Source organism: Phenylobacterium kunshanense, from assembly GCF_003254525.1.
GTDB lineage: Bacteria > Pseudomonadota > Alphaproteobacteria > Caulobacterales > Caulobacteraceae > Phenylobacterium > Phenylobacterium kunshanense.
The window spans coordinates 72,588-98,705 of the sequence record NZ_QFYS01000006.1 but is presented as its reverse complement, the minus strand read 5'-3'; the positions used below and the strand labels follow the sequence as shown (position 1 = coordinate 98,705).

Here is a 26,118-nt window from a genome sequence, read left to right as displayed (position 1 = left end):
GATGGCCGTCGATTACGGACTGCAGGGCCAGGTGGCCGTCGTGACCGGATCCACCAGCGGCATTGGCCAGGGGCTGGCCCAGGCGCTCGCCGGGCAGGGGGTCAGCGTCGTGCTCAACGGCTTCGGCGACCCGGCGAAGATCGAGGCCGACCGCGCGGCGATGGAGTCGTCGGCGGCCGGCGGGGCCCGCGTGCTCTATCACGGCGCCGACATGAGCAAGCCGGCCGAGATCGCCGACCTGATCGCCTTCGCCCATCGCGAGTTCGGCCGCCTGGACATCCTGATCAACAACGCCGGCCTGCAGCATGTGGCGCCGGTGGACGAGTTCCCGGACGAGAAGTGGGACCTGCTGATCGCTGTGATCCTCTCGTCCACCTTCCACGCCACCAAGCACGCCGTGCCGATCATGAAGGCCCAGGGCCGCGGCCGGATCATCAACCTGGCCTCGGCGCACGGCCTCGTCGCCTCGCCGTTCAAGTCGGCCTATGTGGCGGCCAAGCACGGCGTGGTCGGCTTCACCAAGTCCACCGCCCTGGAGCTGGCGCGCAGCGGCGTCACCGTGAACGCGATCTGCCCCGGCTACGTGAAGACTCCGCTGGTGGAAATGCAGATCGGCGACCAGGCCAAGGCGCGCGGCATCCCCGTGGAGCGTGTGGTCGAGGACGTCATCCTGGCCGCACAGCCGAACAAGGCGTTCGTGGAGTACGAGCACCTCGCGGGGCTGCTCTTCTACCTCGTCTCCGACATGGGGGCGTCGACCACCGGGACCGCCCTGCCGGTGGACGGCGGCTGGACGGCGGCCTGACGCAGGCCCGAGTCCCGCCGGAAGCCCCGCTCGACCCGGAAGCGCCAGACGCGCTCCGCGTTCGGCAGGCTGCGGTCGTCCCACAGCACCTCGGCCACGCCCTGGAGTTGGGTGAGCCGTCCCGACTTGAAGTCGAGGAACAGCAGCGCCGCGCGCGGGTCCAGCAACAGGTTGCCCAGGGTGTTGAAGTAGCGGTTGCCGCGATAGTCGGGGATCGTCAGCACGTCGCCATCGACCTGCACGAAGCCGGGCGGCCCGCCCCGATGCGAGACGTCCACGCCGCCATTCTCGACGCCCGCGCCGCTGGCGGTGGCGACGAAGAAGGTGTCGGCGCCCAGGACGTGGGCCCGCGCGCCGGCGTCCAGGCCTTCGAAGGTCTCGACGTCGGGCGGGGCCGTCGGGTCCAGTTCGACCAGGCGGGGGTGGATGTATTGCGGGCAGTTGCCGAAGCTCTGCTCGATCGCGACGATCAGGCCCGGGTCGCCGGCGAAGGTGACCTTTCCGTTGGCGCGGTTGCGGCGGCGCGTGTGCAGTTCGATGCCGAGCAGGCCCACCGGCGCGCCCTTCGTCAGCCTCGCGCCCGCCGGGTCCGCGTTGTGGGCCGCGATGGCCAGGGTGGTCGGGTCCGGGCTGCCGACGAACCCCGCGCCCCCCGCCAGGATGGTGGCGGTTGGCGCGCCGGCGGCGTCCAGGGTGGCCGCCACCATGAACGGAAGCTGGGCGAAGAACAGGCGGTGCTGGTCAGGCATGAAGGTGCGGATGCCGGCGCCCGTGGGGACCTGCTCGATCCCCACCCGCACCTGGGCCTGCCGCTCCCCGACATGCCAGGGGTGCGCGTCCATGGTCAGGCCGCCACGGCGCTGGGCATGGGCTTCACGCCCGGCTGCGCCTCCACTCGCGCCAGCCACGCGCGGACCGCCGGATAGGGCGAAAGGTCGACGCCGCCCTCAGGCGCGCAGGCCAGATAGGGGTAGCAGGCGATGTCGGCGAGGGTGATGCGGTCGGTGGCCAGCCAGTCCGCGGCCGTGAGCCGCTGCTCCATCACGCCGAGGAGCGTGCGGGCGATCGCCTGCGCGGCCTCGAGATCACCTGGACGGCCCATCAGCTTGATCACCCGGGCTGTCGCGGGGCCGAAGCGGATCTCCCCGGCCGAGATCGAGAGCCACCGCTGCACCTGAGCGGCGCCGACGGCGTCGGCGGGCAGCCAGCCGCCCTCGGCATCGTAGCGCTTCGCCAGGTAGACGAGGATCGCGTTGGAATCGGCGAGGACGAGGTCGCCGTCCTCCAGCACCGGAATCTGGCGCAGCGGGTTGAGGCGCGTGAACGCCTCCGAACTCCAGGTCTCGCGGGGCGCGTTCACGTACTCGAACTCCAGCCCCAGCAGCCTGAGGAAGAGTTCCACCTTGTGGGTGTGGCCGGAGAGCGGGACGCCGTGCAGGCGGATCTTGGCGGTCATGTCGGGTCCTTCCGATCGTGTCGCCAGGAAGCTAGGCGTTGCGCCGGACGGGCATAACGGGTTCAGTCATCAAGTCAGAATTGCAGTTTTCGCAACAATGGATCGACTGGACGAGCTTTCGACCTTCCTCGCGGTCATCGAGACGGGGAGCCTGGCGGCGGCGGCTCGCCGGCTGCGCCGGTCCCCTGCCGCGGTCACCCGAACGCTTGCTGCGCTGGAGGGGCGGATCGGCGCACGGCTGATCGAGCGCACGACGCGCCGGCTCGCGGTGACGCCCGCCGGTCGGCGGCTGGCGGACGAAGCCCGGGCGGTCCTGGCCGCCTACGAGACCGCCATGGCGCGCGAGGAGGCCGGGCCCCTGCGCGGGTTACTGCGGATCAGCGCTCCGCTGGTGTTCGGCCGCCGACATGTGGCGCCGCTGCTGGGCCGCTTTCTCGACGCCCACCCGCAGCTCGCCGCCGAGCTGGTGCTCAACGACCGCAACCTCGACCTCGTGGACGAGGGGCTGGACGTGGCGCTGCGTATCGGCGCGCTCGCGGACTCCAGCCTGGTCGCCCGCAAGGTGGGTGAGGTCCGGCGACAGGTCGTGGCCGCGCCGGCCTATATCGCACGGCGCGGCGCACCGCAGCGGCCGGCCGAACTGGCCGCGCACGACGTGGTCTACGCCAGCACCCAGCCCGGTCCGACCGAGTGGCGCTTCGACAGCCGCCTCGGGCGGGAAGCCGTGCGGTTGCGCCCCCGCCTGATGGTCAACGCGATCGAGGCGGCGGTGGCCGCCGTGGTCGAGGGGCGCGGGGTCAGTCGGCTCTTCTCGTATCAGGTGGCCGACGAACTCGCCGACGGCCGTCTCGTGCGGCTGCTGGAGGACTGGGAGCCGTCTCCGATCCCGGTTCAGCTCGTCACGGCCAGCAGCCGGCTGATGCCCCCGCGGGTGCGCGCGTTCCTGGACTTCGCGGCCGTCGAGCTTTCGGCCCTGCCGGTGATCCGGCCCGCCTGACCTCGCGTCATGGTTTTCAACGATAACCCACGGCGCCATGGTGCCCGCAAATTCGGGAGGACCACCATGACCCTGCATACGCCGCTCTGCGATCTCTTGGGCGTCAAGCACCCCATCATGCTGGCCGGCATGGGCGGCGTGTCCTACGCCGAGCTGGCGGCGGCGGTGTCGAACGCCGGCGGCTACGGCGTCCTGGGGATGGCCGGACGCGGTCCGGACTTCATCCGCGAACAGATGCGCCAGGTGCGCAAGCTCACCGACAAGCCGTTCGGCGTCGACCTGCTGGCGGCCAGCCCGGAGAGCCTGATCGAGTCTGTGGACGTGATCATCAGCGAGGGCGCCTCCAGCTTCGTCGCCGGTCTCGGCGTGCCGATGCCGATCCTCGAGAAGCTGAAGAAGGCCGGCCTCAAGGTCATGGTCGTCTGCGGGGCCGTGAAGCATGCGGTGAAGGCCGAGCAGGCCGGCTGCGACGCGGTGATCTGCCAGGGCGGCGAGGGCGGCGGCCACACCGGTCTCGTCGGCACCATGCCGCTGGTGGCTCAGGCGGTCGAGGCTGTGAAGGTCCCGGTGGTCGCCGCTGGCGGGCTCTATGACGGCCGGGGCCTCGCGGCCGCGCTCAGCCTCGGCGCCGTGGGCGTCTGGATGGGCACCCGCTTCATCGCCAGCGCCGAGGCCCACGCCGGCCAGATGTACCGGGACACCATCGTCGAGGCGACCGATGAGGACACCGTCCGCACCCGCTGCTACTCGGGCAAGCCGATGCGGGTGAAGAAGAACCCCTACGTCGAGGACTGGGAGGGCCGTCCGCAGGACATCAAGCCCTTCCCGTTCCAGGCCATGCACTCCAGCCAGGCCGGCGTCATGGGCGGCATCGGCGGCCAGATCGAGGGCCTCGACGCCGACAAGTCCTGCTTCGCCATGGGCCAGTCGGCCGGCGGCGTCCACGACGTGCTGCCGGCGGCCGAGATCGTCGCTCGGATCATGTCCGAGGCCGAGGCGGCCATCGACCGCGTGTCGGCGATCCGCAAGGCGTCGGTTCCGGCCTGAGGCCCGCGGTTCAGCCGCGCTGGGCCGGGGTCAGCGTCAGGTCGACCATGATCTCGGCCGAGATGGCCTCCAGCGCGGCCTGCACACCGGCGGCGGAAAGACCGGGCGGCAGACGCAGGTCGGCGTCCATGTGGAACAGCGGCGCGCCGGAGTGGGGCTCGGCCGTGATCTTGGTGTCGAAGGCTTCGATATTGACGTCCAGGCCGCTCAGCACGGCCGTCACCTGACGCACGATGCCCGGACGGTCCTGTCCCACCAGGCTGAGGTGCAGCGCCTCACCGGGCGCGCCGTCGGCCTCGACCGCTGCGGCTATACGCACCTCCAGCCCTTTGGCGTCGACCGCACGGACGGCGTCGCGCAGTGCCTCGACCCTGTCCGGGGCCAGCGCCACCAGCACCGAACCGACATAGAGCCCGCCCAGGCGGCTGAGGTGGCTCTCCAGCCAGTTGCCCCCGGCCGCGAGCACGGCGGCGGCGAGCGCCTCCGTCAGGCCGGGCCGATCGCTGCCGATCACGCTGAGGACTACCGAGGGCATGGGGATCTCGCTGCTTGGTCCCGGTCACGGTAGCAGACGCCGACGGCCGGGCGCGAGCCTCGGCATGCGTCGTCCTGCCCTTCAGGCGGCGTTGGCCAGATAGGCTACCGGATCGCGGACGAACTCCCGCGCCTCGCCCAGGCATCCCTGCCAGGCCGCGAGGTGGGTCATGGCGCTGTCGCGCGTGTCGCTCTTCACCAGCATGGCCGCATAGATCGCGTGCGGCTTGCCGGCCTTGTCCTGATAGATGCGGCAGAAGACCGAGGTCTGGTTGAAGCCGTTGACCTGGCCCAGGGTCGGCGCGCCGCCGTCGATCACGCTGTCGAACAGGGCGGCCCGACAGGCGCGTCCGTTGGCGTCGCAGCCGGCGAACTGCAGCGAGAAGTTGGCGGCCGCCGAGGTGGCCGTGACGAACACCGAGTCCTCTTCCCGTCGGCCCATCGTTGTCTTCGCCCCGAGTTCGGCGATGAGGCCCGTCAGGGTCTGCGGGTTCTGGACATCGAACACCGGCGCCTTCGCAGGCGGGGTCTTCGGGGCCGGCGCGGCGGCCAGGCAGGCGAGGGCGGCGGGGATCAGGATCAGGCGGCGCATGTCGGATCGCTAACAGACGCCCGATCCTGGCGCGAGCATGGCGGATGGCGGTCCGTCCGGTTTCCGTGGCGGGAGGACGAAAGCCTGGATAGACTTCCGCGCGTGGATCCGGGGGAGGACACGCCGTGGGTATGACTGTCGCTGTCGTATTTCTGGTGCTGGCGCTGGTGGTGGCGTTCGGCGCCATCAAGATCGTGCCGCAAGGGCGCGAATACACGGTGGAGCGGTTCGGCCGCTACACCCGGACGCTGAAGCCGGGCATCAGCTTCCTGACGCCCTTCGTCGAAGGCGTCGGCCGGCGGGTGAACATGATGGAGCAGGTGCTGGACGTCCCGCGCCAGGAGGTCATCACCAAGGACAACGCCCTGGTCCAGGTGGACGGCATCGTCTTCATCCAGGTGATGGACGCGGCGGCCGCCGCCTATCGCGTCGACAACCTGAACTACGCCATCCAGCAGCTCGCCATGACCAACCTGCGCACGGTGGTGGGCTCCATGGAGCTGGACGAGGTTCTGAGCCAGCGCGACCAGATCAACACCCGCCTGCTGGACGTCATCGACCAGGCCACGACGCCCTGGGGCGTCAAGGTCGCGCGCATCGAGATCAAGGACCTGCAGCCGCCGCCCGACATCACCGCGGCCATGGCGCGCCAGATGAAGGCCGAACGCGAACGGCGCGCGGTGATCACCGAGGCCGACGGCGAGAAGTCGGCCGCCATCGCCCGCGCCGAGGGCGCCAAGCAAGCCGCGATCCTCGAGGCGGAGGGCCGCCGCGAAGCCGCCTTCCGCGACGCCGAGGCCCGCGAACGCGAGGCCGAGGCCGAGGCCAAGGCCACCGAGATGGTGTCGAACGCCATCGCCCGCGGCGACGTGAACGCGATCAACTACTTCGTGGCCCAGAAGTACGTCGACGCGTTCGCCGAACTGGCGCGCAGCCCGCAGCAGAAGACGGTGATCGTGCCCGCCGAGATGGGCGCCCTGGTCGGCACGGTCGGCGGCATCGGCGAACTCGTGAAGGCCATCGGGGCCGAGGGGCCGCCCGCCCGTCCGGCGGCGCGGGGCCGCGGCTCGGTTCCCACAACGGGAGCGTGACGTCATGGACACGCTGATCGGACTCTACGCGGCCCAGCCGTTCTGGGTCTGGGCGGGGATCGCCGCGGCCATCCTGGCCGTGGAGATCGTCACCGGATCGGGCTGGCTGCTCTGGGCGGCCGCCTCGGCCGCGATTACCGGAACGATCGTGGCGCTCGTCGGGATGTCCGTTCCGACGACGCTGCTGGTCTTCGCGCTCCTGACCATGGTCTCCACCCTGCTGGCGCGGCGCTACCTTCCCCGATCGGTGGCCGCGGCCGCCGGCGACATCAACGACAACGTCGGCCGCCTGATCGGCCATCGCGGTTCGGCCGTGGGCGCCTTCGCGGGCCGGAGCGGACGAGTGTTCATCGACGGCAAGGAATGGGCCGCCGAGCTCTCGGACGGCGAGGCGCTGGAGGCGGGCGCCGCCATCGAGGTCGTCGGGGTCAGCGGCGCGTGCCTGCAGGTGCGCCCGGCCGCATGACGCCGGTTTGTCAATGGCGGGGCGACACCCCTGCCAGCCGGAAGTAAAGCCTTGGAATGACGCCACACTTCGGTCGACATCCCCGGGCAGCTTGACCCGCGGAAGGACGCGGCGCTTATGTGCGCCAAAATCACGACCCCAAGGTCACGACCCAGGAGAAACTCAAGGTGAAGACGCCTAAGGCAATCGGGCTGGCGATGGCCCTCGCGGCCACGCTGATGGTCCCGGCGGCGGCCGTATCGCAGGGCAAGAAGCCCGCCGGAGTCCCCGAAGCCGCCCGCAAGGCGGGCATGGCGCAGGCGCCGGCCATCGTGCAGGCCGCCGGCCTGAACTGCCCGGTGTCGGACGCCCGCCTGATCGGCCAGGACAAGAAGACCAAGAAGTCCTACTTCGAAGTCGCCTGCGGCACGGGCGCCATGGGCTTCCTGCTCGAGCAGTCCGAAGCGGGCGTGAACGCCTTCTCGTGCGTCGAAGCCAACTATCCGGCCGACGGCAGCAAGCCCAACACCCCCTGCATCCTGCCGGGCAACGAGAACCCCATCGCGGCCCTCCAGCCGCTGCTGCAGGGCGCTGGCGTTCAGTGCGTTCCTGAAAAGGCGCGCGGCGTCGGCCAGACCAAGACCAGCACCTACATGGAAGTCGCCTGCCAGGGCGGCGCGGGCTACATCGTCGTCGCCAGCGCGCCGTATGACGGCGCCAAGCCGGCCCAGGCGCAGAGCTGCCTGCTGTACGATTCCGCCGAAGCCTCGAACATCAAGTGCACCCTGGCCGACGCCGCCACGCGCCTGGCCGTGATGGACAAGTACGTGACCCAGGCCAACAACGGCTGCGCGATCAAGGATCGCCGGTTCGTCGGCGCCGCGCGCGACAACTCGACCTTCTTCGAAGCCTCATGCCAGGACGGCAAGGGTTACATCTACAAGGTCAACGCGGCTGGCGCCCTGGCCGAGACCTACGAATGCGCCAAGGCCACCAACATCCTCGGCGGCTGCACCCTGACCGACGCCCGCCAGGCCCAGAGCGAGCAGGCCGGGCTCTACTCGAAGCTGGTGACCAACGCCGGCGGCAAGTGCGACGTCGAGCGCTATGCCCTGTTCCCGTCGAAGAATCCGCGCGAAGAAGTGGTCGAGATGGTCTGCAAGGACGGCAAGGGCGCCATCGGCATCTTCCCGGCCGGCGGCAAGGGCCAGGTGGTCGATTGCGGCCGCGCGCCGGTGGCCGGCTACAAGTGCTCGCTGGGAACCGACAAGGGCCTGAGCAACCTGACGGCCGACCTGAAGAAGTTCAACTTCAACTCCTGCGAGGTCTCGGAAACCCGCGTGGTCGGCAAGACCGAAAAGGGCACGACCTATGTGGAAGTCGCCTGCGCCGACAAGCTGAAGGGCTATGTGATCGAGTACCAGTCGGCCCCGACGGTGACCGCGGTCAACGCCCTGGGCTGCGCCTTCGCCGGCAACTGCACGCTGCCGACCAATAAGTGATCTCGCCGGTTTCCGGTTGATCGCGAGGGCCCGCGGAGCGATCCGCGGGCCCTTTGCATTGGGGCTTGCCGGACGCTGCGGCAGACCCGCGACGTAGCGCCTCCCATAAGGAGGAGAGCCGGCCGATGCCCGCCTATGTCGTCTTCATCAAGAACAGCACGATCGACGCCGAGGAACTGAAGACCTACGGCCAGAAGGCCGCGGGCGCGCGCGGCGATCACAAGATGGTCCCGCTGGCCTTCTATGGCGCGGTCGAGACGCTGGAGGGCGACGCCGCCGAGGGCGTGGTCCTGATCCAGTTCCCCGACATGGCGGCGGCCAAGGCCTGGTACCACAGCCCCGCCTATCAGGACGCGCTGCAGCACCGCCTCAAGGGCGCGGACTACCGCGTGATCCTGACGGAAGGCCTTGGCGGCTGATCCGGCGCGCGGCTCCTGCCGGAGGGCGGGAGCCGCGCCTGCGCCTCAGATCTTCGCCTCGATGAACATCGGGCCGCGCTGGGCCATGGCTCCGGCGAAGGCTTTCTCGAACTCCTCGCCGGTCGAGCAACTCACCGCCGGCAGGCCGAGCCCCTTGGCCACGGCCACGAAGTCGATGTCGGGGCCGCCGAGGTCCAGGAGTTTGCGCGCCGACGGCCCGGCCTTGCCCGCGCCCGTCCGCTCCATCTCCACGTTCAGGATGCGATAGGTGTAGTTCGCGAACACCACGACGGTGATGTCGAGGTTCTCGCGCGCCATCGTCCACAGCGCCTGGATCGTGTACATCGCCGCGCCGTCGCCGTTCAGGCTCAGCACCTTGCGGTCGGGCGCCGCCACCGCCGCCCCGATGGCCAGCGGCAGGCCGATGCCGATGGCGCCGCCGGTCAGCGCCAGCACCTCGTGCGGCCGCGCGGTCGCGGTGTTCGCCGCCACGCCGGCGCCCGAGGTCACCGCGTCGTCGCAGATGATCGCGCCCTCGGGCATGTGCCGGGCGATCGATGCGCCCACGGCGTAAGAGGTCAGCTTGCCGGTCGGCCCGGCATCGGGCAGCGCCAGCGACTGGACAGGGCCCGACTTCGGCGCGCCCAGGGCGTCGGCGAGCGCCGCCAGGCCCGCCACGGCGTCCTCGCCGCGCTCGATCACGGTCAGGGTCTCGCACCCCTCGGGCGCCAGCACGCTGGGCCGGTTCGGATAGGCGAAGAAGGCGACGGGCACGGTCGTGCCGGCGAAGACCATCAGGTCCACGCCCTCCAGCTCGGCCAGGGCCATCTCGCCGAAGTATTGCATCTTCTTCGGCAGGTAGCCGCCGGCGCCGCGCGGCTGCCGGGCGACGAAGGTGTCGGTGTAGACGGTGACGCCGGCCGCCTCGAGGCGCGCGGCCTCCTTCAGCGCCTCGGCGCGGCAGGCTTGGCCGCCCAGCAGGACGACCGGCTTCTTCGCCCCCTTGATCGCCTTGGCCGCCCCGTCGATCGCCGAGCCCGCGGGCGCGGGCCGGACAGGCTTCTGGGCGATCACCGGCTCTCCCTGCGCCGGCAGCCACGCGGAGTCGGCCGGCAGGATCAGGCTGACCGGGCCGCCGGGCGGGCCGTAGCTGGCGGCCACCGCCTCGGCGGTGATGGCCGCGACGCTCTCGGGCGTGTCGGCCGACTTCACCCAGATGGAGTTCGGCTTCACCAGCGTCGCAATGTCGGAGTTCAGCGGCGCATCGTACTGGCGGTGGTAGGTGGCGTGGTCGCCGATCACGTTGACGATCGGGGTGAAGGCGCGCCGGGCGTTGTGCAGGTTGGCGACGCCGTTGCCGTAGCCGGGGCCGAGGTGCAGCAGGGTGCAGGCGGGCCGGTCGGCGATCCGGCCGTAGCCGTCGGCGGCGCCCGTCGCCACGCCCTCGAACTGGCAGAGCACCGGGCGCATGGCCGGCACGCCGTCCAGGGCCGCCACGAACTGCATCTCCGAGGTGCCGGGGTTGGCGAAGCAGGCGGTGACCTCGTTGGCCACCAGGGTCGAGATCAGGGCGTCGGCGCCGTTCATGCGAAATCCATCACGTCTGGAGGAACGGGAGAAGCGAACAGCCGCTCGGCGGCCGCCGCGTGTCGGGTGCGGGCGAGACTCTGGGCGATGTAGCCCTTGTCGGTGATCTCGCCGCTGTGGGGATCGGGCGCGTCGGGCAGCACCAGCGCCCGCGCCACCCGGCCGCCCGAGCCCTTGGCCCTGGCGTTGAAGGCGGCGACGCCCTGGCGGACGGCCGCCTCGATCGTCGCGCGGTCCATGGTCGGGTTCGGATAGAGCAGCAGGCCCACCGCCTCCTGGCCCTCGCCGCAGACCACCGCGTCGGTCACCGCGTCGCCGATCGCGCCGATCGCGCCGATGCGCAGCTCGCCCACGGAGACGAAGGTGCCGGACGCCAGCTTGAAGTTCTCGGAGAGGCGGCCGTCGAAGATCATCCCGGCCTGCGGATTGCCGGGCTCCACGAACCGGGCGGCGTCGCCCAGGCGATAGAAGCCTTCGTCGTCGAAGGCGGCGGCCGACAGCTCGGGCCGGCCCAGATAGCCGGCGGTGACCTGCGGGCCCTTCACGCGGAAGTCCAGCTTGCCGGCCTCCGGGACCAGGCGGACGGAGGTTCCGGGCAGCGGCAGGCCGATCATCCCCATCCGCGCGTTCGGCCAATGGACGTTGCAGGCGGTCGGGCCGGTTTCGGTGGCGCCATAGCCGCTGCCGAAACTGATCCGCTCACCGACGGTCCGCACGGCGACAGCCTGGATCCGGTCGGCGGTCGCCTGCCCGAGGGCCGCGCCACCGTACTGCAGCAGTCGCACGCGCGAGAAGAAGGCCCGCGCCAGGGCGTCGTCCTTCTCCAGTTCGTCGGCGAACAGCATCCACGCCGCCGGCACCATGTTCTGGTAGGTCGGCGCGACCTCCCTGAGGTTGCGCACCGTCTCGCCGAAGCGGGCGGCGGTCGGCTGGCCGGCGTCGATGTAAAGCGAGCCGCCGCGGTGCGCCGAGTAGTGCAGGATCGCGTTGGCGCCCAGGCTGTGGCTCCAGGGCGCGGAGTGCACCATCACGGGCGGATCGGGATCGTCGAAGCAGGCCGTGATCTGCGAGGCGTTCAGGCTCATCGCCCGGTGAGTGCAGATCACCGCCTTGGGCAGGCCCGTGGAGCCCGACGTCAGCAGGTACTTGGCGTGTTGGTCCGGGGTGGCGGTCGGGCCGGTCGATCCGGCGCCATAGAGCCGCTCCAGCGGGACATCGCCGGGGCGAGGGTTCATGCCTGCGATCACGGGCAGGCCTGCCAGCACCTCGGCCGAAAGCCCGTCGGCGAACAAGGCGGCGTCCTCGGTGTAGACCGCGGCGGGCCTGAGCACCTCGCAGGCGTGGGTCAGGCGGGTCAGGTTCGCGCCCGGCAGGCCGTACTGTGGCGACACCGGCGCCACCGGCAGTCCCTGGCTCATGGCGGCGTAGGCGACGAGGGCGTGGTCGATGCCGTTCCGCGCCAGGATCAGCAGCGGCCGCTCGCCCACGACGCCCAGGTCGCGCAGGCCTGCCGCCAGCGCGCCGATCCGCTCCCAGGCTTCGGCGAATGTCACGGTGCGCCAGCCGTCGCCGGATCGCTCGGCCAGCCAGACGGTTTCAGGTGTCGTCGCCGCCCAGTGCGCCAGCGCCGACGTCGTGGTCACGTGCTGGGTCGAATAGGGGGTCGGATTGGTGAGGATGAACTCCCCGCCCGGTCGCTCGATGACATCCAGTCGGCGCGGCGCGTAGCGCGGGTCGCGGAAGGGGGCGGTCTCGGTGCGCAGCTCGGCGTCCATCCGGCGAGGGTTACGGGCCTCCGCCGCGAAAGGAAAGCCCGTCGTGTACGGCCGTCAGCGGACGGCGGCCGCCGCCAGCACTCGCTTGGCCGGATACCAGACCGTCCGGTTCGCCTCGTCCTCGATCGAGAAGCCGTCGCGCTGCATCTTGTAAAGCCGCGCCAGCAGTGGGAACGGCGCCTCGGCCAGGCGGCCCACGTAGCGGTCGCCGACCTTCTCGAAGAGAACGCCGCCCACGCCCGGCACCTTGGCGGCCAGCAGGCTGCAATACCATTCCGCGATATCGGGGCGGTCGTACTCCAGGCGCGGATGCTTCGCGTAGAGCTCGGCGCCCGCCTTGAGCACGCCCGCCGGCGTCGCCCCGTTCAAGGGTTCCAGGCCGGGCGGAAGCCTTGCCACATCCGGCAATTTGACGACGACGGTGTTCAGCAGCACCAGCATCACGGACTCCGCTGGAGCGGGAAACTTCTGCAGCCGCTCCTGCAAGACGCAGACTAGCCGGTGACGGTTAGCGGACCCCTTAGAAACGGCGTAAATTTTCAACCGGGGAGGCTGCGACGCTGCGCCTCCAGGTAGAGTTGTTCAGCCGGCGCAGGGCCCAGGCCGAGCGCGGCCTCGTAGGCCCGACGCGCGTCGTCCGGGCGGCCATCTCGGGCGGCGAGGTGCGCCCTGGCGGCCTGGTAGGGCAGCCAGCCCTCCAGGCCATCGATTCGGCCCAGGGCCGCCAGCCCGGCCCCGGCGCCTTGAGCCTCCCCGATCGCCACCGCGCGGTTCACGAGGACTGGCGCGTGCGGGCGGATTTCGGCCAGCACCTCGTACAGGGCCGCAATGGTCGCCCAGTCGGTCCGTCCCGTCTCGAGGCGGGCGCAATGCGTCGCGTGGATCGTGGCGAGGATCTGCCTCGGCCCGCTTCGGCCATGGCCCGCCGCACGGCCGAGAAGGCGGGCGCCTTCCATGATCAGGTCCCGGCGCCAGAGCGCCATGTCCTGTTCCGGCGGGGGAACCATGGCGCCCCGATCGTCCAGCCGGGCGGGTCGCCGCGCCTCGGCGAACCGCACCAGCGCGGCCAGGCCAAGCGCTTCCGGTTCGTCGGGCATGAGCTCGGCGAGCATCCCCGACAGCCGCAGCACGTCCTGCGCGAAGCCCGCGGCCTGGCCGGCCAGGGCGGCGTCCTCGTAGGCCTGGGCATAGGCGACCTCGAGCGTCGCCAGCACCGCCTCCAGCCGCTCGGGCCAGGCGTCGGGCTGCGGGACCTCGAACGGAACGCCGGCCGCGGCGATCTTGTGCTTGGCGCGGGTGATCCGCTGCAGCATCGCAGGCTCCCCCACGAAGAACGCCCGCGCGAGCCGATCGGTGGACAGGCCGCAGACGACCTTGAGTGTCAACGCCACCCGGCTGTCGGCCGCCAGCGCGGGGTGGCAGCAGACGAAGATCAGCTTCAGCCGCTCGTCGGGGATCGGTCCATCCGCCGCCATGAGCACGTCCTCGGGCGTCGGCGGCGGCTCCGGCCAGTCGGGCGCCGCCCTGGCCCGAACCGCCGCGCGTCGCCTGGCGTCCAGCGCCTTGCGCAGAGCGGCTCGCCACAACCAGGCCGCCGGGTCGCGCGGAGCCTGCGACGGCCAGGCGGCGAGGGCGGACGCCGCCGCTTCGGAGAAGGCGTCTTCGGCCAGGTCCAGATCCCTCAGCCGGGCGGCCAGGGCGGCCACGACCCGAGGGCGCGCGCCGGCGATCGCAGACCCCAGCCGATCCATGGTCAATAGACCGCCAGCGGCCGCACCTCGACCTTGCCGCCGTCCGCCACCGGCACCCGCCGCGCCACCGCCAGCGCCTCGTCCAGGTCGCCCACGTCGATCAGGTAGTAGCCGCCCAGGTGCTCGCGGGTCTCGGCGAAGGGGCCGTCGTGCAGGGTCTGCCGGCCGCCCTGCGTGATGATCGTCGTCGCGGTGCTGGAATCCTGCAGGCCCGAACCGTCCTTCATCACCCCACTGGCGCTGAGGTCTTCCGCCAGCGCCATGTGCTTGGCGACGATCTCGGCAAGCAGCGCCTGGCCCGCCTCGCCGGCATAGGCGTCCTCAGGCTCATAGATCAGGATCATGTACTGCATGGCTGTCCGCCCCTTCCGATAAGAGATTGCGCGACGCAGGGCGCTGCGTCACCGGGGAGACGCGCGGGCGTCCGCGGATTCGACAGGAGGCCTCCGCATGCGGGCGATTTTTCTGGCGGCGACTGTCGTCGCGACCCTCGCGGCGCCGGCCCACGCGGCCGAGGACGCGCATGTCCGGGCGCTGGCGGCGGGCTACAAGGCGGCGTTCCTGTGCAGCGGCGTCTTCAACGCCGGCCGCCCCGAGGCCGAGATCTCTGCCGACGACCTGGAAGGCATCTATCCGGACTACCAGGACCTCGTCCGCACGCTGCCGGCGACGGTGGATCGCGCGGCGAAGACTGTCAGCGTGTCCTTCGACCCGAAGCTGCCGCCCCGGATCGCCGCCTGGCGACCGAACCTCGGCTGCGCCCAGCTCCCCATCGGCGCGCCGGCGTCCGCCGCCGGGGCGCTGCCGCGTCTTGACCTGAAGGCGCCAGACCTCCGTGCCCGCCCCTGGCCCCACGGCGACGCCGACGCCACGGCGCCCGGTCCCGCGGCCCTGGAGCCGCTGTTGGCCCAGGCCTTCGACGTCTACGGCGGCAAGACCACCGCGGTTCTCGTCATCCGCGACGGCCGGATCATCGGCGAGCGCTATCGGCCGGGCTACGACCTCTACACGCCCCAGCGCACCTGGTCGGCGGCCAAGAGCCTGACCGCCGCGGTGGTCGGCCGCGCCGTTCGACTGGGCAAGGCCAAGGTCGATGCGCCGGCCGACATCCCGGAGTGGAAGACGCCGGGCGATCCGCGCGCCGCCATCACCCTGGCGCAGCTCATGCACATGGGCTCGGGCCTCTGGACCGACGGGCCGGGCAACCGCACCGACGAGGTCTACCTGGGCGGCGCGCTGGTGACCCAGTGGGCGACCCACATGCCGATCGAGGCCGCGCCGGGAACGCGCTTCCGCTACGCCAACAACGATACCCTGCTGGCCGCCCGCAGCGTCCGCGCCAGCCTGGGCGACGGACAGGCGGCCCTGGCGTTCCCGTTCAGGGAACTGCTCTGGCGCATCGGCATGACCCACACGACGCCCGAGACGGATTCGGCCGGGAACTTCATCCTCTCCAGCCAGGTCTGGACCACGGCCCGCGACCTCGGCCGGCTCGGGCTGCTCCACCTGAACGATGGCGTCTGGAACGGCGAGCGCCTGCTGCCCGAGGGCTGGTCGAGGTTCGTCGCGACCCCGGCGCCGGTCCAGCCCGACAAGGGCCCCGGCTACGGCGCCTTCTTCTGGCTCTACGGCCCGGAGCAGGGCCTGCCCGCCGGGACCTACGGCATGAACGGCAATCGAGGGCAGTACGTGTTCATCGTCCCGTCGAAGAAGGTCGTCATCGTCCGTCGCGGCTTCGACAGCGCGGCGGCCCGCTTCGACGAGCAGCGGTTCGCTCGGGATGTGCTGAAGGCGCTGGAGTAGCGGCGCCGCCCCCCTCCACCACTTCGTGGTCCCCCTCCCCCATAAATGGGGGAGGTTCTGCAGGTCGTCGACGCTCCAAACCTCCCCTGCGAAGCGGGGGAGGGGGACCACGAAGTGGTGGAGGGGGCGGTGGACCACCCCACGCGCTTCAGCCGCTCAGCGTCTCCAGGAACCGCACCGGCTGGCCGCGCCCCGGCGCCGTGATCTCGTCGTCGCGCATCACCACCGTTCCGCGGATGATGGTGGCCATTGGCCACCCCTTGGCCTCGAAGCCGTCGAACGGTGTCCAGCCGGCCCGGGTGGCCATCCAGTCATGCGTGATCGCGCGGCGGTGCTTCAGGTCCACCAGCGTCAGGTCGGCGTCATAGCCCACCGCCAGCCGGCCCTTGTCGGCCAGGCCGAAGACCCGGTTCGCGCCGTGGCTGGTCAGGTCCACCAGCCGCTCCATCGTCAGCCGCCCCTCGGCGGCGTGGGTCAGCAGGATCGGCAGCAGGGTCTGCACGCCGGGCATCCCCGACGGCGAGGCGGGGTAGGGGCGGGCCTTCTCCTCGCGGGTATGCGGGGCGTGGTCCGAGCCCACCACGTCCGCGACGCCGTTCGCGACCCCGACCCATAGGCCGTCGCGGTGGTCGGCGCTGCGGATCGGCGGGTTCATCTGGGCGAAGCCCTTCAGCCGCTCATAGGCTTCCGGCCCGGCCAGCGTCAGGTGCTGGGGCGTCACCTCCACCGAGGCCACGTCCTTGTGCGCGGCGAGGTAGGCGATCTCCTCCTTCGTGGTCACGTGCAGCACGTGGATCCGCTTGCCCAGCTTGCGGGCGATCCGCACCAGCCGCTCGGTGGACTGGATCGCCGATTGGGCGTCGCGCACCTCCGGGTGGCTGGTCCAGTCGCCGGTGCGGGCCAGCGGGCGGCGCTCGGCCAGGCGATACTCGTCCTCGGAGTGGAAGGCGGCCCGGCGGTTCACGTGCCGCAGCACCTGTTCCACGCCCTCGTCGTCCTGCACCAGCAGGGTGCCGGTGGACGCGCCCATGAACACCTTGATCCCGCAGCAGCCGGGCAGGCGCTCCAGCTCGCCCAGGAAGGCCGCGTTCTCGTGCGTTCCGCCGACATAGAAGGCGTGGTCGCAGTGCATCCGGTTCGCCGCCCGCGCCAGCTTGTCGGCCAGGCTGTCCGGATCGGTGGTGGTGGGCTCGGTGTTCGGCATCTCGAACACCGCGGTCACGCCGCCCAGCACGGCGCCGCGCGAGCCCGTCTCCAGGTCTTCCTTCCACTCCAGCCCCGGCTCGCGGAAGTGGACCTGGGTGTCGATGACGCCCGGCATCACCAGCAGGCCCGTGGCGTCGAAGACCTCGCCGGCGCTCGCCTGCGACAGGTCGCCGATGGCGGCGATCTTGCCGCCGCGCACGCCCACGTCGGCCGGCCCGCGGCCCGCGTGGTTGATCACCTCGCCGCCGCGGACGATCAGGTCGTAGGTCTCAGGCATCTTTCGGTTCCGTGGCTTTCAGGAGGTCGCGGGCGGCGGATACGACGGCCTCCACCGGCAGGTCCATCATGTGACAGAGCGCCTGCTGGAAGCCGGGGTCAACGGCGCGGATCTGCTCGTAGCTGCGCGGGCCGCGCACCACGCGCGCATGCTCTCCCCAGGGGGCGTAGAGCCGTTCGTCCGACGGGCCGAACAGGCCGATCGTCGGGCAGCCGGCCGCCGCCGCCAGGTGCATGGCGCCGCTGTCGTTGCCGATGAACAGCCGCGCGCGCTTCAGGCAGGCGTAGGCGGCGACGAGATCAGCCTTGCCCGCGAGGTCGATGAAACCCTTGCCGGCGACATCCTTCAACGAGCGCGCCAGGGACTCGTCCCCGGGACCGCCCAGCACCATCAGCCGCCCGCCCGTCAGGGGGCCGTAGTCGCGCAGCAGCTTCATCGCCACCTGGCTGAACCGCTCGACCGGCCAGGTCTTGCCGACCCAGTTGGCGGCGGGCGCCAGGGCCAGGATCGGCCCCTTCCCGGCCGTCAGTTCGTCGGCGTAGGCCTCCACGTCGGCGTTGGTGAAGATGTGCGGCGGCGCCGGATCGTCCTCGATCCGCAGGATCCGCGCGGCCTCCAGCACCTTGTGGACCGGCTCGGCGCTCTTGCGGTGGATCGCCCGCCGCTTGGTCTTGAGAAAGCGCGAGATGCCTGAACCGCGCAGGTCGACGACCAGGCCCCACCGGCGATGGCGCACCTTCTGCCAAAGCTCGAACCAGTGGCCGCCCGTCTTCGACTTCTCGAACACGATCACGCGGTCCAGCCCCGGGACGTGGGCGAACAGCGGGGCGGCGACGGGTCCGGCGACGATCGTGAACCGGGCGTTCGGGATCTCGTCCGCCAGCCGCTTGATCAGTCCGGACGACAGCACCGCGTCGCCGATGCGTGTCGCGGTGATGAACAGGATCGGAAAGCCGGATGTGGGGGACATCGGCGTCTCTATAGTGAACGGACGGCTGGCGCTCCACAGCGGGCGGCCCCAAATTGCACCCATGTCGCAGACTGTCGCCTTCGCGCAATTGCCGAGCCGGGCCCTGATCGCGGTCGGCGGACCGGACTGGCGGAGCTTCCTGCAGGGGCTCATCACGCAGGACGTCGAAACCCTGGAGTCTGGCGAGGCCAGGTTCGGGGCCCTCCTCACGCCGCAAGGTCGGCTCCTCTATGACCTCTTCATCGTGGGGCGCGACGAAGGCGGCTGGCTGGACGTCGAGGCCGTCCATCGCGAGGCGATCCTCCAGCGCCTGACCATGTACCGCCTGCGGGCGAAGGTGGAGCTGGCGCTCGACGAGGCGCCGGTGTCGATCCTGTTCGCGGATTCAGGCGTTCCGACGCGGCCCGCAGGCGTCTGGGTCGCCGACCCGCGCCTGTCGGAACTCGGCTTCCGCGGCTATGGCGTGGAGCCGCCGCCCGGTGCGGAGACCGTCGCCGAGGCCACGCGCGAGGCGCAGAAGCTGCGCCTGGGCGTGCCCGGCCCGGCCGACTGGGGCTCGGACAAGACCTATCCCATCGAGGCGAACTTCGACCTGCTGAATGGCATCGACTTCAAGAAGGGCTGCTTCGTCGGCCAGGAGACCACCTCGCGCATGAAGCGCCGCGGGACGATCAAGAACCGGATGCTGCCGATCGTGTTCGAGGGGCCCGCGCCGGCCTTCGGAACCGAGATCCTGGTCGGGGACCTCCGGGCGGGCGAGGTGCTCTCCGGGGGCGACGGCCGCGCCATGGCCCTGCTGAGGCTGGATCGCGCGCTGGGCGTGGATCTCATCGTCGACGGCCGCCCGGCGAGGGCCGAGGTCCCCGCCTGGATGGCGGAGGCGGTAGCGCCGGCCGCCGCCTGAAGGCGGAAAGCGGACCCGTCATCCGCGACATCTGGAAGCCTTCGGCCGTCGCCGCACCATCGCCCCTTGTCTCGACTCCCAGCCTGCGCTGAGAGTGCGGCCGATGAGCGAGCCCCTGATCCGGTGCGAGTGGCGCGGCATGGCCGGCGATCCGCTGTACGAGGCCTACCACGACACCGAGTGGGGCGTGCCGGAGTATGACTCCCGCGCGCTGTGGGAGAAGCTGGTGCTGGACGGGTTCCAGGCCGGGCTCGCCTGGATCACCATCCTTCGCAAGCGCGACGCCTTCCGGGCCGCCTTCGACAACTTCGATCCGGAGAAGGTCGCCCGCTATGGCGAGGCCGATCGCGCCCGGCTGATGGCCGACGCCGGCATCGTCCGCTCCAACGCCAAGATCGACGCCGCCATCGAGGGCGCGAAGATCTATCTGCAGATGCAGGCGCGCGGCGAGGACTTCTCCGAGTTCTGCTGGGGCTTCGTCGGCGGCAGGCCGATACAGAACCGCTGGAACGCCTTTGGCGAGGTCCCCGCCCAGACGCCGCTCGCCGTCGAGGTTTCCAAGGCGCTTAAGGCCCGCGGGTTCAAGTTCGTCGGCCCGGTGATCGTCTATGCCTGGATGCAGGCGGTCGGCATGGTCAATGACCACTTCACCTGCTGCCACCGCCACGAGGCGGTGAAGAAGCTGGCGCGCTAATGGCCAAGGGCCCGACGCTTCTCCTCGAACGCGCCTTCGTCGGCGGGCCCGTCTGCGGCGTGGACGAGGCGGGCCGCGGGCCCTGGGCGGGGCCGGTCAGCGCCGCGGCAGTGATCCTTCCGGACAATCCGCGCAGGGTCCCCAAGGGCCTGGACGACTCCAAGAAGCTAACCGCCAAGGCGCGCGAGGGCCTTGAGATCGAGATCAAGGAAAAGGCGGTGGCCTGGGGCGTGGGCTTCGCGAGCGTCGAGGAGATCCACGAGCTCAACATCCTGCACGCGACGGGCCTCGCCATGCGCCGCGCCATCGAGGCGCTCAGCGTCCAGCCGGCCTATGCGCTGGTGGACGGCAACTACCGCTTCCAGCTCCCCTGCGAGGTGAAGACGGTCGTCGGGGGGGACGCGAAGTCGAAATCCATCGCCGCGGCGTCCATCCTCGCCAAGGTCGCGCGCGACCGACTGATGATGGAGATGGATGCGCTCTACCCCGGCTACGGGTTCGCCAGCCACAAGGGCTACAACGCCCCCAGCCATCTGGAGGCCCTGGTCGCCCTGGGCCCGTGCGAGATCCACCGGCGGGCGTGGCGGCCGGTCAAGCTTGTCCTCGCCGGCGTCGATCCGCGCGTGGAAGGCGGCCTTCAGGACGAGCTGCCGTTCGACGGCTGACGCCACTACCCGGGGGTGCGTGGTGCGGCCACTCGCCGCAACGTGGTGATCGGTAACCTGAACCGAAGGACTTCCGGCTCTTTTGCGAGGCGTCCCCAAGGAGCCTCATGTCCCGCGTTCTGGCCTGTATCGCCGTCGACCACGATCTGCGCCTCGTCCTTGTCGCCGCCCTGGTCTGCGCGATCGCCGCCGGCGCCGCCTTCGGGGCTCATGTGCGTCTCCATCGCGCGCACGGCGTGACCCGCTGGGTCTGGGCGGGCGTGACCGCGTTGGTGGCCGGCTCCGGGACTTGGGCCACCCACTTCATCGCCATGCTGGCCTACGAGCCCAGCCTGCCGATCGGCTACGCCGCGCTCGAAACGGCGATGTCGCTGGTCATCGCGGTCGTCGGCATGGGCGCCGGCTTCGCGCTGCCAGCCCTGGTTCGGACCCGCGCCGCCGCCGCGGCCGGCGGGGCGCTGGTCGGTCTGTCGGTCACCGCCATGCACTTCGTCGGCATTGCCGGAGTCCGCGCCGCGGCGCGCCTGGAGTGGGACTACGCCTACGTGGCCGCCGCCGTGGCGATCGCGATGGCCGGGTCGACCACCGCCTTCCTGTTGCGCGTGCGCCGCTCCCATCGGGCGACTTGGCGCGCGCCAGCCCTCGTCCTCGCCCTGACCATCGTCGGGCTGCACTTCACGGCCATGGCGGCGGTGACCCTCAGCCCGGACCCCACGATCGTGACGCCCGAGGACCTGGTCAGCCGCACGACCTTGCTGTCGGCCAGCATCGCCCTGGCGGCGCTAGTGATGGCGATCGCCGGCGGCCTTGCGGGCATGGAGCGCGCCAGCCAGCGATCCACGCTGATCAGCCTGCGGCATGCGCTGGACGCCGTGCCCAGCGGCCTGGCCTTCTTCGACGGCGCCGGCCGCCTGACCACCTGGAACAGGACGTTCGCGGACCTGACGTCGGCCTGCGGCGCCGACCTCGTCCGGGGGCTTTCCCACCGGGACCTGCTGGAGGCGGCCGCCCGCACCGGCTGGTTCGAGGAGGTGGCCGGGGATCTGCCGTCCGACCTCTTCGCCTGGAACGCCACGCACGGCCTGCGCTTCCGCATTCCCGACGGGCGCTGGCTCAAGCATGAGGTCCATCGCACCGAGGACGGCGGGGCTGTCACCGCGCTCACCGACATCAGCGCCGAGAAGGCGAGGGTCCGGGCGCTGGCCGCCGCGCGCGACGAGGCCGAGGCGGCCAGTCGGGCCAAGACGGCCTTCCTCGCCAACATCAGCCACGAGATCCGCACGCCGCTCAATGGCGTGCTCGGCGTTGCGGAGGTGCTGAGCCAGGCTGGCCTCACGTCTCGCCAGGCGGAACTGGTCGACGTGATCCGCAGCTCGGCGGGTCATCTGGACACGCTGCTCAGCGACGTACTGGACCTGGCCAAGGTAGAGGCCGGGGTGGTGGAACTGCGGCCCGAGCCCACCGACATCGGCGCGCTCGTCGCCAGCGTTCGACTGCTCTTCGCGCGCCAGGCCGAGGAGAAGGGCGTGGCCCTCAACGTCGAGGTTTCGGACGACGCCGCAGGCTGGGCGCTCGGCGACCAGACGCGCCTGCGGCAGGTGCTCTCCAACCTGGTGTCCAATGCGGTGAAGTTCACTGACGAAGGCGAGGTCGTCGTCGCCGTCCTCCGGTCCGGAGACGACCTGGAGTTCTCGGTGCGCGACACCGGCCCCGGCTTCGACGCGGAGCGGAAGGCGGCCCTGTTCGCGCGCTTTGGCCAGGGGGACGACAGCCATACGCGCCGGCACGGCGGCGCCGGGCTCGGCCTCGCGATCTGCCAGCAGTACGTGGCCCTGATGGGCGGCGGGCTGGACGTCCAAAGCGTTCCTGGCGAGGGCGCGGAGTTCCGCTTCCGCCTGACCTTGCCGCCCACCTGTCCGCCCGTCGCGACGCCCGCGTCAGGAGAGCCTCGTCCGGAGGACGGCCTGCGGGTGCTGATCGTCGACGACAACCCGGTCAATCGCCAGGTCCTGGGCATGATCCTCGACGCGGTGGGGGTCGAGCACGCGTCAGCGGAGAACGGCCAGGAAGGCGTCGAGGCGGCGACGACCGGCGCCTATGACCTGGTCCTGATGGACATCCAGATGCCCGTGATGGACGGCCTCGAGGCGACCCGCCGCATCCGCGCGTGGGAGATCCAGACGAGCCGGCCCCGCATGCCGATCATCATCGTGTCGGCCAACTGCCTGCAGGAGCATGTGGACGCCGGCGTCGCGGCCGGCGCGGACGGCCACCTCAGCAAGCCGGTGTCCGTGCCCCAGCTCGTCGGGGCGCTGGAGCGGCACGCGCCGCTGCGCCTGGTGGCTTAACCTTCGGTTCACCATGGCCGTTGACGGCCCGTTCACCATGTTGGCCTGAAGATTCAGCTTCTGTTGAGCTTAAGGGTTGGGCCATGGGGCTGCCGGTCGACGCCATTCTGCAGGGCGATTGTCTTGAGGAGCTGAGGAAGCTCCCTGACCGGTCGGTGGACCTGGTCTTCGCCGACCCGCCCTACAACCTCCAGCTCGGGGGCGACCTGCTGCGGCCGGACAATTCCAAGGTCGACGCCGTCGACGACCATTGGGACCAGTTCGAAAGCTTCCAGGCCTACGACGCCTTCACCCGCGACTGGATGAAGGAATGCCGGCGCGTCCTGAAGGACGACGGCGCCCTGTGGGTGATCGGCAGCTACCACAACATCTTCCGCGTCGGGTCGGTGCTGCAGGACCTGGGGTTCTGGATCCTGAACGACATCATCTGGCGCAAGTCGAACCCGATGCCCAACTTCAAGGGCACGCGCTTCACCAACGCCCACGAGACCCTGATCTGGGCGGCCAAGAGCCGGGGCGGACGCCGCTACACCTTCAACTACGACGCCATGAAGATGGCCAACGACGAGCTGCAGATGCGCTCGGACTGGACCATTCCGCTGTGCACCGGCGACGAACGGCTGAAGGACGACGCCGGCACGAAGGCCCACCCGACCCAGAAGCCCGAGGCCCTGCTCGCCCGGCTGATCCTGGCCTCGACGAAGCCGGGCGACATCATCCTGGACCCGTTCTTCGGCACCGGCACGACCGGCGCCGTCGCCCGCCGCATGGGCCGCAAGTTCATCGGCATCGAGCGCGAGGCCGAGTATGCGAAGATCGCCAAGGCGCGCATCGCCAAGGTGATCCCGGCCACGGCCGACGAAATGATCGTCACCGGCTCCAAGAAGTCGGAGCCGCGGGTGCCGTTCGGCAGCCTCGTCGAGGCGGGTCTCGTCCGTCCCGGCGACGTCCTCTACTGCCCCCAGGGCCGCAACGCCGCCCGCGTCCGCGCCGACGGCAGCCTGGTGGTGGGCGAACTGGCCGGCTCGATCCACAAGGTCGGCGCCATGGTGCAGTCGGCCCCGGCCTGCAACGGCTGGACCTACTGGCACTTCAAGACCGACAAGGGTCTCGCGCCCATCGACGTCCTGCGCGCCAAGGTCCGGGCCCAGCTTCCGGGCTGAACCCCGGCAAACTGAATCTTAGAATATCCGTGGTTTCTTCCCGCCGACTTACATCGGCCCGGGATGCCTTCACATGACTGCCCGTCTTCTGCTTTCGCGCCGCCGCCTTGTGGCGGGCCTGGGCGTCGGCCTCGTGGCCGCGCCTGCCATCGCCTGGGCGGAGGGCGGTCCCGAGCCTGCGCCGGTCCACAAGGCGAAGCCCAAGCCCAAGGCGAAACCGAAGGCCGCCGCGCACGCGGCTCCGGCGGCTGATCCCCATGCGGCGGCGGCTCACGCCGGGCCACCGTCCGTGCCGCCCGAGGAAGCGCTCGCGCGCCTGATGAGCGGCAACGCCCGCTATGTGGAAGGCTTCGCCGCCCACCCGCACGCCGACGCGCCGCGCCGCATCGAGGTGGCCTCCGGCCAGCGCCCCTTCGCCACCATCCTCGCCTGCGCCGACAGCCGCGTGGCGCCCGAGGTGATCTTCGACCAGGGCCTCGGTGACCTGTTCGTCGTCCGCGTGGCCGGCAACGTCGTCGACGACGCGATCCTGGCCTCTATCGAATATTCGGTCATCCATCTGGGTTCGACCCTGATCATGGCCCTGGGCCACGAGCGGTGTGGTGCGGTGAAGGCCACGGCCGACGCCCTGGCTGGCCGCGGCGACCCGGCCGACAAGGAGACCCGCATCGGCGCGCTGGCCAGCCTGATCGCGCCCGCGGTCCGGGCGGTCCCTGCGGGCACTGTCGACGCGGTGGACGCCGCGGTCTCCCTCAACGCCGCCCACGCGGCCGGAGAGATCTTCGCCGGGTCGCGCCCGCTCCGCACATGCGTGCTGGCCGGCTCGCTGAAGATCGTGGCGGCGCGCTACGACCTCGACGACGGTCGCGTCACGCCCACCCGGACGCAGCAGGCCTGACCTCAGGCCGCGGCGGGCAGCGCCTGGCTCTCGACCGCCCCAGCCAACGCCAGCCAGTGCTCGGCCAGCGCCAGGAACGAGGCCCGTATCGCCGGCTCGTGACAGCTCTCGGCGATCTCGCTCGCCGCCAGTGCGCGCAGCACGAAGTCGCGGGCGCGGTCATCCATGGGTCGTTCCTCCGCTTCGGATAGGCGGCTCAACGGCCAAGGTCCGGCGCGCGTTCCGCGACGGCGTCTGTTCTTTCCGCCGCGATCTCGTCTATTCGGGAACGGCAGAGGAGATCCGCATGACCGACGCCATCGCCCCCAGCCTGCCGCAGACCCTGGGCCAGGTCCGCGTGATCGCCATGGAGGGCGGCCGCGCCAGCATCGAGTACGAGGTCGGCCAGCACATGTGCCACTCGGGCGGCGTCGCCCAGGGCGGTTTCGTCTGCGGCTGGATCGACGCGGCCATGGCCCACGCCTCCATGTCGCTGGCGCCGGAAATGACGCCGATGTCGCTGGAGCTGAAGGTCAGCTACTTCGCGCCCGCGCGGCCCGGCCGCGTCGTGGCCGAGGGCTGGATCGAACGCCGCGGCAAGGCCACCTGCTTCGCCGAAGGCCGCCTGCTGGATCTGGAAGGTAACGTCCTCGCCAAGGCCAGCTCGACCATCCGTCTCATCCCCACCGCGGCCGTCGAGGCCAGCGCCCGCAAGGCCCTCGGGTAGCCTACTGCTGATAGACCTCGATATGGATGCTGCCGCCTGACGAGGTCCCGATCGCCCAGAAGGGGCGGGTGTTGACCCAGGCGTATTCCGGCGAGGCGGTGGTGAGCTGGACCGTCTCCACGAGGTCCATGACGCCGTCCGCCCGGGGCGTCGTGATCCCCGTCGCCACGAGCGAGATCCGGTGGCCGTCGCCGGTCTCGATCACGCCGCGGATGTCCAGCTCCGCCCGCCCGTCGGCCCGCATCCGGAAGTAGTCGATCCCGTGGATGCGGCCGGCGATCTTGCCCTGCGCCTGTCCATCGAAGGTGAAGTCGAACCGCGCGCCCTGGGGCGGAACCGGCGTCTGGCCCGAGAGAATCGCCTCGGCGGTCACGCCGAAGTCCGTGACGCCCGTGATCTGCACCGTGTATTCGTAGACCTTCTCGCCGCGCATGCGCCTTCTCCCTCTCAGCCGGGTGGGCTGATACCACCGTGACGTGCGGG

Annotated in this window: 28 protein-coding genes; 15 read left to right on the top strand and 13 right to left on the bottom strand. The window is 70.9% G+C overall.

Annotated features, from left to right (window positions below):
* The first annotated feature begins 1 nt into the window (after position 1).
* The gene (locus DJ019_RS14035) at positions 2-805 is read left to right on the top strand and encodes a 3-hydroxybutyrate dehydrogenase (protein WP_111276680.1); all 804 of its coding nucleotides are present in this window, start codon (positions 2-4) and stop codon (positions 803-805) included.
* Here DJ019_RS14035 and DJ019_RS14030 read toward each other — a convergent pair.
* Both DJ019_RS14030 and DJ019_RS14025 read right to left on the bottom strand, forming a co-directional pair.
* Positions 730-1,647, bottom strand: coding sequence for a pyridoxamine 5'-phosphate oxidase family protein (locus DJ019_RS14030; RefSeq protein ID WP_111276679.1), 918 nt, complete (start codon positions 1,645-1,647; stop codon positions 730-732). The genes DJ019_RS14035 and DJ019_RS14030 overlap by 76 nt on opposite strands.
* A gap of 2 nt (positions 1,648-1,649) precedes the next feature.
* Positions 1,650-2,261 carry a glutathione S-transferase family protein gene (locus DJ019_RS14025; RefSeq protein WP_111276678.1) on the bottom strand — a complete coding sequence of 204 codons (612 nt, stop codon included), beginning with the start codon at positions 2,259-2,261 and terminating at the stop codon, positions 1,650-1,652.
* Between the two features lie 97 nt (positions 2,262-2,358).
* Here DJ019_RS14025 and DJ019_RS14020 point away from each other — a divergent pair, with 97 nt between their 5' ends.
* On the top strand, positions 2,359-3,258 hold the full coding sequence (locus tag DJ019_RS14020) for a LysR substrate-binding domain-containing protein (protein WP_111276677.1): 900 nt from the start codon (positions 2,359-2,361) through the stop codon (positions 3,256-3,258).
* 66 nt (positions 3,259-3,324) lie between these two features.
* Positions 3,325-4,305 (top strand): NAD(P)H-dependent flavin oxidoreductase, encoded by a 981-nt coding sequence (locus tag DJ019_RS14015; RefSeq protein ID WP_111276676.1) that lies wholly within the window; start codon positions 3,325-3,327, stop codon positions 4,303-4,305.
* A 10-nt stretch (positions 4,306-4,315) separates the two neighbouring features.
* Here the strand turns inward: DJ019_RS14015 and DJ019_RS14010 are convergent, their stop codons facing one another.
* Entirely contained in the window at positions 4,316-4,840 is a 525-nt protein-coding gene (locus DJ019_RS14010) for a glycine cleavage system transcriptional repressor (RefSeq protein WP_111276675.1), read from the bottom strand.
* An 81-nt stretch (positions 4,841-4,921) separates the two neighbouring features.
* Positions 4,922-5,431, bottom strand: a complete 510-nt coding sequence (locus DJ019_RS14005; protein ID WP_111276674.1) for a YbjN domain-containing protein — start codon at positions 5,429-5,431, stop codon at positions 4,922-4,924.
* A gap of 131 nt (positions 5,432-5,562) precedes the next feature.
* Between DJ019_RS14005 and DJ019_RS14000 the strand changes: the two genes are divergently transcribed.
* The 4 genes from DJ019_RS14000 (at position 5,563) to DJ019_RS13985 (ending at position 8,888) form a co-directional block, all read left to right on the top strand.
* The gene (locus tag DJ019_RS14000; protein WP_420849879.1) at positions 5,563-6,522 is read left to right on the top strand and encodes an SPFH domain-containing protein; all 960 of its coding nucleotides are present in this window, start codon (positions 5,563-5,565) and stop codon (positions 6,520-6,522) included.
* 4 nt (positions 6,523-6,526) lie between these two features.
* Positions 6,527-6,988, top strand: coding sequence for an NfeD family protein (locus DJ019_RS13995; RefSeq protein WP_111276673.1), 462 nt, complete (start codon positions 6,527-6,529; stop codon positions 6,986-6,988).
* A gap of 167 nt (positions 6,989-7,155) precedes the next feature.
* Entirely contained in the window at positions 7,156-8,469 is a 1,314-nt protein-coding gene (locus DJ019_RS13990; protein ID WP_133255308.1) for a hypothetical protein, read from the top strand.
* A gap of 125 nt (positions 8,470-8,594) precedes the next feature.
* The gene (locus DJ019_RS13985; RefSeq protein ID WP_111276671.1) at positions 8,595-8,888 is read left to right on the top strand and encodes a DUF1330 domain-containing protein; all 294 of its coding nucleotides are present in this window, start codon (positions 8,595-8,597) and stop codon (positions 8,886-8,888) included.
* 45 nt (positions 8,889-8,933) lie between these two features.
* Here the strand turns inward: DJ019_RS13985 and DJ019_RS13980 are convergent, their stop codons facing one another.
* The 5 genes from DJ019_RS13980 to DJ019_RS13960 all read right to left on the bottom strand — a co-directional run bounded on the left by DJ019_RS13980 (position 8,934) and on the right by DJ019_RS13960 (position 14,354).
* Positions 8,934-10,475, bottom strand: coding sequence for an acetolactate synthase large subunit (locus tag DJ019_RS13980; RefSeq protein ID WP_111276670.1), 1,542 nt, complete (start codon positions 10,473-10,475; stop codon positions 8,934-8,936).
* Positions 10,472-12,250, bottom strand: coding sequence for a feruloyl-CoA synthase (locus DJ019_RS13975; protein WP_111276669.1), 1,779 nt, complete (start codon positions 12,248-12,250; stop codon positions 10,472-10,474). Before DJ019_RS13975 ends, DJ019_RS13980 begins: the two co-directional genes overlap by 4 nt.
* A 54-nt stretch (positions 12,251-12,304) precedes the next feature.
* Positions 12,305-12,691, bottom strand: a complete 387-nt coding sequence (locus DJ019_RS13970) for a hypothetical protein (protein WP_111276668.1) — start codon at positions 12,689-12,691, stop codon at positions 12,305-12,307.
* Positions 12,692-12,789: 98 nt separating this feature from the next.
* Positions 12,790-14,001 (bottom strand): RNA polymerase sigma factor, encoded by a 1,212-nt coding sequence (locus DJ019_RS13965; protein WP_111276667.1) that lies wholly within the window; start codon positions 13,999-14,001, stop codon positions 12,790-12,792.
* 2 nt (positions 14,002-14,003) lie between these two features.
* Positions 14,004-14,354, bottom strand: coding sequence for a YciI family protein (locus DJ019_RS13960; protein WP_111276666.1), 351 nt, complete (start codon positions 14,352-14,354; stop codon positions 14,004-14,006).
* A 97-nt stretch (positions 14,355-14,451) separates the two neighbouring features.
* Here DJ019_RS13960 and DJ019_RS13955 point away from each other — a divergent pair, with 97 nt between their 5' ends.
* Positions 14,452-15,804: a serine hydrolase domain-containing protein gene (locus tag DJ019_RS13955; RefSeq protein WP_111276665.1), complete on the top strand. Its 1,353-nt coding sequence runs from the start codon at positions 14,452-14,454 to the stop codon at positions 15,802-15,804.
* 148 nt (positions 15,805-15,952) lie between these two features.
* Here DJ019_RS13955 and DJ019_RS13950 read toward each other — a convergent pair whose 3' ends face one another.
* Positions 15,953-17,287, bottom strand: a complete 1,335-nt coding sequence (locus DJ019_RS13950; RefSeq protein WP_111276664.1) for a dihydroorotase — start codon at positions 17,285-17,287, stop codon at positions 15,953-15,955.
* A complete protein-coding gene (locus tag DJ019_RS13945; protein ID WP_111276663.1) occupies positions 17,280-18,257 on the bottom strand; it encodes a glycosyltransferase family 9 protein in 978 nt (325 codons plus the stop codon). Before DJ019_RS13945 ends, DJ019_RS13950 begins: the two co-directional genes overlap by 8 nt.
* A 61-nt stretch (positions 18,258-18,318) precedes the next feature.
* Here DJ019_RS13945 and ygfZ point away from each other — a divergent pair, with 61 nt between their 5' ends.
* The 6 genes from ygfZ (at position 18,319) to DJ019_RS13915 (ending at position 24,929) form a co-directional block, all read left to right on the top strand.
* Complete coding sequence (gene ygfZ / locus DJ019_RS13940) at positions 18,319-19,161, top strand: CAF17-like 4Fe-4S cluster assembly/insertion protein YgfZ (RefSeq protein ID WP_111276662.1); 843 nt, start codon at positions 18,319-18,321, stop codon at positions 19,159-19,161.
* Between the two features lie 103 nt (positions 19,162-19,264).
* Positions 19,265-19,855, top strand: a complete 591-nt coding sequence (locus tag DJ019_RS13935) for a DNA-3-methyladenine glycosylase I (RefSeq protein ID WP_111276661.1) — start codon at positions 19,265-19,267, stop codon at positions 19,853-19,855.
* A complete protein-coding gene (locus DJ019_RS13930; protein ID WP_111276660.1) occupies positions 19,855-20,520 on the top strand; it encodes a ribonuclease HII in 666 nt (221 codons plus the stop codon). The genes DJ019_RS13935 and DJ019_RS13930 overlap by 1 nt, the downstream gene beginning before the upstream one ends.
* Before the next feature lie 107 nt (positions 20,521-20,627).
* Complete coding sequence (locus tag DJ019_RS13925; protein ID WP_111276659.1) at positions 20,628-22,868, top strand: ATP-binding protein; 2,241 nt, start codon at positions 20,628-20,630, stop codon at positions 22,866-22,868.
* An 83-nt stretch (positions 22,869-22,951) separates the two neighbouring features.
* A complete protein-coding gene (locus DJ019_RS13920) occupies positions 22,952-24,031 on the top strand; it encodes a site-specific DNA-methyltransferase (protein WP_111276658.1) in 1,080 nt (359 codons plus the stop codon).
* Between the two features lie 73 nt (positions 24,032-24,104).
* On the top strand, positions 24,105-24,929 hold the full coding sequence (locus tag DJ019_RS13915; protein WP_111276657.1) for a carbonic anhydrase: 825 nt from the start codon (positions 24,105-24,107) through the stop codon (positions 24,927-24,929).
* Positions 24,930-24,931: 2 nt separating this feature from the next.
* Here DJ019_RS13915 and DJ019_RS20990 read toward each other — a convergent pair whose 3' ends face one another.
* Entirely contained in the window at positions 24,932-25,096 is a 165-nt protein-coding gene (locus DJ019_RS20990) for a hypothetical protein (RefSeq protein WP_165844017.1), read from the bottom strand.
* 119 nt (positions 25,097-25,215) lie between these two features.
* On the opposite strand from DJ019_RS20990, the gene DJ019_RS13910 reads away from it, so the two are divergent.
* Positions 25,216-25,635: a PaaI family thioesterase gene (locus tag DJ019_RS13910; protein WP_111276656.1), complete on the top strand. Its 420-nt coding sequence runs from the start codon at positions 25,216-25,218 to the stop codon at positions 25,633-25,635.
* A 1-nt stretch (position 25,636) separates the two neighbouring features.
* Here DJ019_RS13910 and DJ019_RS13905 read toward each other — a convergent pair whose 3' ends face one another.
* Entirely contained in the window at positions 25,637-26,068 is a 432-nt protein-coding gene (locus tag DJ019_RS13905; RefSeq protein ID WP_165844016.1) for a DUF3237 family protein, read from the bottom strand.
* Positions 26,069-26,118: the final 50 nt, after the last annotated feature.